Source organism: Oscillibacter sp. KLE 1745, assembly GCF_000469445.2.
GTDB lineage: Bacteria > Bacillota > Clostridia > Oscillospirales > Oscillospiraceae > Oscillibacter > Oscillibacter welbionis.
In genome coordinates this window covers 71119-77118 of the sequence record NZ_KI271715.1, presented here as the reverse complement: position 1 = coordinate 77118, position 6000 = coordinate 71119, and the positions used below count along the sequence as shown (strand labels likewise).

3 protein-coding genes and 1 pseudogene are annotated in these 6000 nt (G+C 62.8%); all 4 read left to right on the top strand.

Annotated elements, in window-relative coordinates:
- A pseudogene (locus HMPREF1546_RS07050) lies at positions 1–1713 on the top strand (LapA family protein); the annotation flags it as partial.
- 786 nt (positions 1714–2499) lie between these two features.
- Positions 2500–3705, top strand: coding sequence for an S-methyl-5-thioribose kinase (gene mtnK, locus HMPREF1546_RS07045; protein ID WP_021748844.1), 1206 nt, complete (start codon positions 2500–2502; stop codon positions 3703–3705).
- A gap of 13 nt (positions 3706–3718) precedes the next feature.
- Positions 3719–4771 (top strand): S-methyl-5-thioribose-1-phosphate isomerase, encoded by a 1053-nt coding sequence (locus HMPREF1546_RS07040; protein ID WP_021748843.1) that lies wholly within the window; start codon positions 3719–3721, stop codon positions 4769–4771.
- A gap of 279 nt (positions 4772–5050) precedes the next feature.
- On the top strand, positions 5051–5716 hold the full coding sequence (locus tag HMPREF1546_RS07035) for a class II aldolase/adducin family protein (RefSeq protein WP_036630015.1): 666 nt from the start codon (positions 5051–5053) through the stop codon (positions 5714–5716).
- The last annotated feature ends 284 nt before the right edge of the window (positions 5717–6000 follow it).

The window sequence follows — 6000 nt, the reverse complement described above, 5'->3', positions numbered from 1 at the left end:
GAGGCGGCTCAGGCCCTGCGGGCCGCCGCCGGACACGCCACCGACGCGGCAGCGCTGCTGGCAAAGCTTCTGGCACAGGGCGGAGACCTGGCGGAAGCGTTTCGGGACCCGGGCAGGACGTTGGAGAAAGTGGCTTCCCGGGCATCCCGCCTCGGCGAGGACCTGGCCGACGTCTTTTGGGAGCTGGCCGAGGAGCCCACCATCACCATCCGTCCCATTGACAGTGCCATTCGGGAGCAGGGGGACGCCCTGGGGGACGTCTTTGCCGGTCTACTGGAGGACGGCGACGCCCTGCGGGAGACCATGTCCGCGGCCACGGATACACTATTGGACGATCTGGAAGCCATCGGAGACCAGTTCCGGGTTATCACGGATCTGCTGCGGGATCTGCTGGAGCAAACTGGAGAGGAATTGTCGGACCGTTTCGAGGACATCTCGGACCAGGAGACCAGTGGACCGGATACCGGATGTGTCGCCAATTCCCGGAACACAGGGACCGTGGAGGGAGACATCAACGTGGCCGGCATCGTAGGGTCCATGGCCATTGAATACGACTTCGACCCCGAGGATGACCTGATCGAAGAGGGAGACCGCTCCCTGGACTTCCGCTATCAGACGAAGGCCGTGGTCCGCGCCTGCATGAACCGGGGCGGCGTCACCGGAAAACGGGACTATGCCGGCGGCGTGGTGGGTCTCATGGACCTGGGGCGGGTGAGCGGCTGCGAGAACTATGGGGACATCGCCAGCACGGACGGCGGTTATGTAGGCGGTATCGCCGGCGCCTCCTGGGGGACCATCCGGGACAGCTGGGTCAAGTGTCATCTCTCCGGCGGCGATTATATCGGCGGCGTGGCCGGACTGGGAGCCACGCTGGAAAACTGCCATACGCTGGTGGAAATCGAAGAGTGCTCCGCCTATCTGGGCGCCGTGGCGGGAGATGTGGACGCCGATGCCGCCGTATCCGATAACACCTTTACCAGTGAACGACTGGGGGCTCTGGATGGGATCAGCTACGCCGGCCATGCTGAACCGGTGGATTTTGACACCCTGTGCACCACGCCCGGCGTACCGGAATCCTTCTCCCGGCTGGAGCTGACCTTTGTGGCGGACGGCGTGGTGGTAGAGGTCGTCCCCTTCCAGTACGGAGAGGGGATTGACGCCCTGCCGGAGATTCCGGCGAAAAAGGGCTGCTCTGCCTCCTGGCCGGATCTGGACTACACCTGCCTCACCGCCAGCCAGACCCTGGAGGCGGAGTATACCCCCTACACCTCCGCCCTGACAGATGGCGGGGAGCTGCCGGAGATCCTGGTGGACGGCAGCTTCAGCAGCCGGGCACAGGTCTCCCACACCACGGAAGAGGTGGCTTGGACAGACGGCGGCGCGGAGTATGCGGGCACCGCCTATACCGTGACGGTGGAGGACCCGGACCTGGAACAGGCGGCCTACACGGTCCACTGCCGCCTGCCGGACCCCGGCAAGCGGTACGACCTCTGGGTGCTGAGTGAGGATGGCTGGACCAAGACGGATGCCCGGTTGGACGGCCAGTATCTGCTGCTGGAGAGCCAGACCGGGACGGTCACCTTCTGCCTGACGGAGCGGGCCGGTCCTCTGGCGGTCGTTATTCTGGCCGTCGGCTTTGCCGGGCTGTTGATCGGCTTTTGCTGGCTCATCCGCTGGCGGCGGAAAGGCACTGCGGCAGGACGCAAACACTGACCTGCGGCCGTGTGCGGAGGAGACAAAGCACGATATGGCACGCTCTCTGCCGGAGAATGGAGATGCGGTCCGTATGCCGCTTTTGGGGTTCCCCGGACCCGGTGCCGGAAAAGGCATGGCAAGCTGCCATGCCTTTTCTGCCGTTCATGCGGCGATTCGCGTTTCGCGGATGGCTGTGCGCCACGCCGCATGGACGGACAACGGCTGGGGATTCTCCTGGCAATCTCTGTCCTGGCGGACTTCCGCCGGAGGAGTTCCGGCAGAATGATGACAGGCGGAACCGGGCTGCCGGAGCGTGCGTTGGCACCGGAGGGAAGCAGGCGGCCCCGTCAGCAGAATCCTCGCCTGGGAATGGCGCGGCATCGCATCCCGGACCCGACAGCCGGGGCGGGACGGCCGCAAGCTGCTTGTGTGCATGATTGAGGCGGTTGAAATCCTGAAAGTTAAGCGGTTATACCGGACATATTGTTGAGAATGGCCCTGTCTTATGGTATGATTTGGTTGATCGCCCACGGACAGGGAGATGCCACGCTTCCTTGGCCTGTCCGGCAGAACGCCTGGGGAATATCCCGGCAGGCCGGGGCAAGAGAAACAAGTATCTATGGTCAATCGGAGAAGGGCCGATCATCCCTGGCCGCCGGGCAGGCTCTGGCCGCTGCAAAACGGCGCTGCCCCGGTCTACCCATCATTTTCAAACACGCGGGAAATCCTGCCCGGGTTGAAAAGAGAGGGTAAAAGCCGCGCCTGTCCGTTTCGGTCCGCAATGAGAAGGGAGTCCTTTGATCCATGTCTGCATTCAGCGAATTTTTCCTCATGAAGCCGGATGACGTCAAGCGCTATGCGGCAGAGGTTCTTCACCGGTTCGACCCGGATGAGGAGACCACCTGTACGGAGATCGGCGACGGCAACATCAACTACGTCTTCCGGGTCCGCTCTCTGCGGGATGGCCGCTCGGTCATCGTCAAGCAGGCGGACAAGCGGCTGCGCTCCTCCGGGCGGCCGCTGGACATCTATCGGAGCAGGATCGAGGCGCAGGCCCTGCAGCTGGAGTCCCGGCTGGCGCCGGATTACATCCCGGAGGTCTACCACTATGACGAGACCATGGCGGCTCTGTCCATGGAGGATATCTCCGCCTATCGGAACCTCCGCAAGGAGCTGCTGGCGGGCAGGATATACGGCCATCTGGCGGAGAACATCTCCACCTTCCTGGCCCAGTCCCTGCTGCCCACCACGGATCTGGTGCTGGACCGCCGGGAGAAAAAGCGCCGGGTGCAGTTCTTCACCAATCCGGAGCTGTGCGACATCACGGAGGATCTGGTCCTGACGGAACCCTACTGGAACTACAAGGGCCGCAACATCGTTACCCCCGGGAACGAGGACTTTGTCAGGACCTTTCTCTATGAAAATGATGCCCTTCACAGGGAGGTGGGCAGGCTCCGAAACGGCTTCATGAACAACGCCCAGGCGCTGCTCCACGGGGATCTCCACACCGGCTCCATCTTTGCCAACGAACAGGGCGTAAAGGTCATTGATCCGGAATTCGCCTTTTACGGTCCCATGGGATATGATATCGGCAACGTCATCGGGAACCTGTTCTTCTCCTGGGCCAACCGCTGTTTCACCGTACCGCAGGACACGGCGGCTGCCCGGGCGCTGGAGGATACCATCCGCGGCGTGTGCGACCTGACGGCGGAGAAGCTGACCGCCAGGTACGACGAGCTGGTGACCTTCCCCCTGTACCGGGCGGAGGGGTTCTGCCGCGCGTATCTGGACGGCGTCATGGCCGACTCCTACGGCTATGCGGGCACGGAGATCATCCGACGGGTGGTGGGCGACTCCAAGGTCATGGAGGTCACCTCCGTCACAGACCCGGACATCCGGATTCCCATGGAGCGGGCCCTGATTAAAATGGGTATCTTCCTAATCCGGGAGCGGGAGAGCGGCCTGAATGGCTCCGCTGTGACCAGAGCTTTCCGCGGGATACTGGCGTAAAGGAGGCGGCAAGATGGAACGTATGGACCGGGATATGCCGTTCCTGCTGCAATATGAGCATGTGGCGTGGTTTGAGAAGGGAAAAGTCCGCATTCTGGACCGCCGGGTCTATCCCACAGAGGTCCGGTTCGTGGTGTGCACGGACTACCACGAGGTGGTACAGGCCATCGCGGACATGGTGACCCAGAGCGCGGGCCCCTATACCGCCGTGGGCATGGGCATGGCCCTGGCTGCCTGGCAGGTCCGGGACAAGGGCGCACGGGCGCAGGAGGAGTTTCTGCGGCAGGCGGCCTATGACCTGGCACACGCCCGGCCTACCACCGCCAACCGGTACGGCCAGATCACCTGCCGCTGTGCCGATGTGGCGAAGGAGACCCTGGCTGCGGGCCGGGATCCGGTGGAGGCCATCGTGGCATCCACTGTGGAGTCCCTGAACCGCCGGTACAGCACCATGCAGGTGGTGGGGCATTATCTGGCGAATCTGATCCCCAATGGCGGCGCCATCCTGACCCAGTGCTTCGGCGAAACCATCATCGGCACAGTGATCCGGGCCGCCAGGCGGCAGAACAAGACCTTCCGGGCCTACTGCGCGGAGACACGGCCTTATTTACAGGGGGCCCGGCTCACGTCCAGCTGCTTTGCCCAGATGGGCATCGATACCACGGTCCTGACAGACAATATGATCGCCTACGCCATGGAGCGGGAGGGCATCGACCTCTTTACCTCAGCGGCGGACTCCATCGCCTGGGACGGCCATATCGCCAACAAGATCGGCACTTTCCAGATCGCCATCCTGGCCAAGTATTTCGGGGTGCCCTACTATGTCACCGGCATCCCGGACCGGGAGAAGCGGACGAAGGACGACATCGTCATCGAGATGCGGGACCCCGCCCAAGTCCTCTCCTATCGGGGGATCCCCAACACGCTCCCCGGGGTGAAGGCCATCTACCCCTCCTTCGACGTAGTGCCGCCGCATCTGATCTCCGGCGTGGTGACGGACAAGGGCGTGTATGTGCCGTATCTGCTGGGAAACTATTTTGACTCTGACGTCAAGCCGTTCTATTGACGGCAAAGGGCCGCCGGGCGGAAGAACTGGAAAACGCAGGGGGACGGTATGCCGGTTGCGGCGCTGGGCCGGATGCCGAAGAGCACCCCCGGCAGGCCGATCCGGCTGTGTGGAAGGAATCTGGGTAGGTCCTTTCCGCCGGGAGAAATGTGCTCTGCTGCATATCAGGCAAGGGACGGAAGCCCCGCCCGCCTTTTCCGGCGTGTCCGCAAAACCGGAATCATACGGGCAGCTATATCAGAAATTAAAAATGAAAATGAAAACAGGAGGCAGCAAATTATGCTGATGCAGGAGGAAAGAGAGCTGGTTGTTGAATACGGCAGGAAAATGAGCACCGACCGTCTGAGCACGGGAACCAGCGGCAATATCAGCGTCTGCAACGCGGAAAAGGGACTGATGGCCATCAGCCCCTCCGGCATGGACTATTTCTCCACCACGCCGGAGGACGTGGTCATCACGGACCTGGAGGCCAACATTGTGGACGGCGTCCGCAAGCCCTCCAGCGAGTGGGCGCTGCACACCGCGTTCTATCGCCACAAGCCCCACGCCAGGGCCGTGGTGCACACCCACTCCATGTACTGCACCACCTTTGCCGTGCTGGGCCAGCCCCTTCGGGCTGTCCACTATGCAATCGGCGACACCGGAGCAGCCACCGTCCCCTGCGCGCCGTACCGCCTCTTCGGCACAGCGGAGCTGGCAGAGGCCGCCATAGAGGCCTGCGGCGGCAGCGACGCCGTTCTGCTGAGCAACCACGGCCTGGTGGCCTGCGGCAGGGACCTCAAAAGTGCTTACGGCCTGGCCTGTAATCTGGAGTATGTCGCGGAGCTGCAGTACCGGACCATGTGCATCGGCACGCCCAATATCCTGACGGATGAGCAGATGGCGGAGGTCATGGAGCGATTCAGGTCCTACGGCCAGCCCGGCAGCGGCAAGGCCGGATATTGAGCGGGGCGGAGGTCCCGCGGAGATCTTCACCAGCCTCCGGATGGCATTGAACACACCGGCATCAAATGCGATCTTGCAGGAGAGCCAGCCCCGCGCTCAGCAGGCGCGGGGCTGGCTTTTTGCCTGCGGCGGGGAAAGCCTCCTGAAGCGCCAAGGCAGACACCCCTGTGAAGCCGTATCCTGGGAAAAATTTTCCCGGTCTCAAAATGCCGCGATACCTTGCAGTTGCCCAATCGTTACCGGCTGGTAACTGCCCATTCGTTACCTGTTGGTGCCTATGCCAC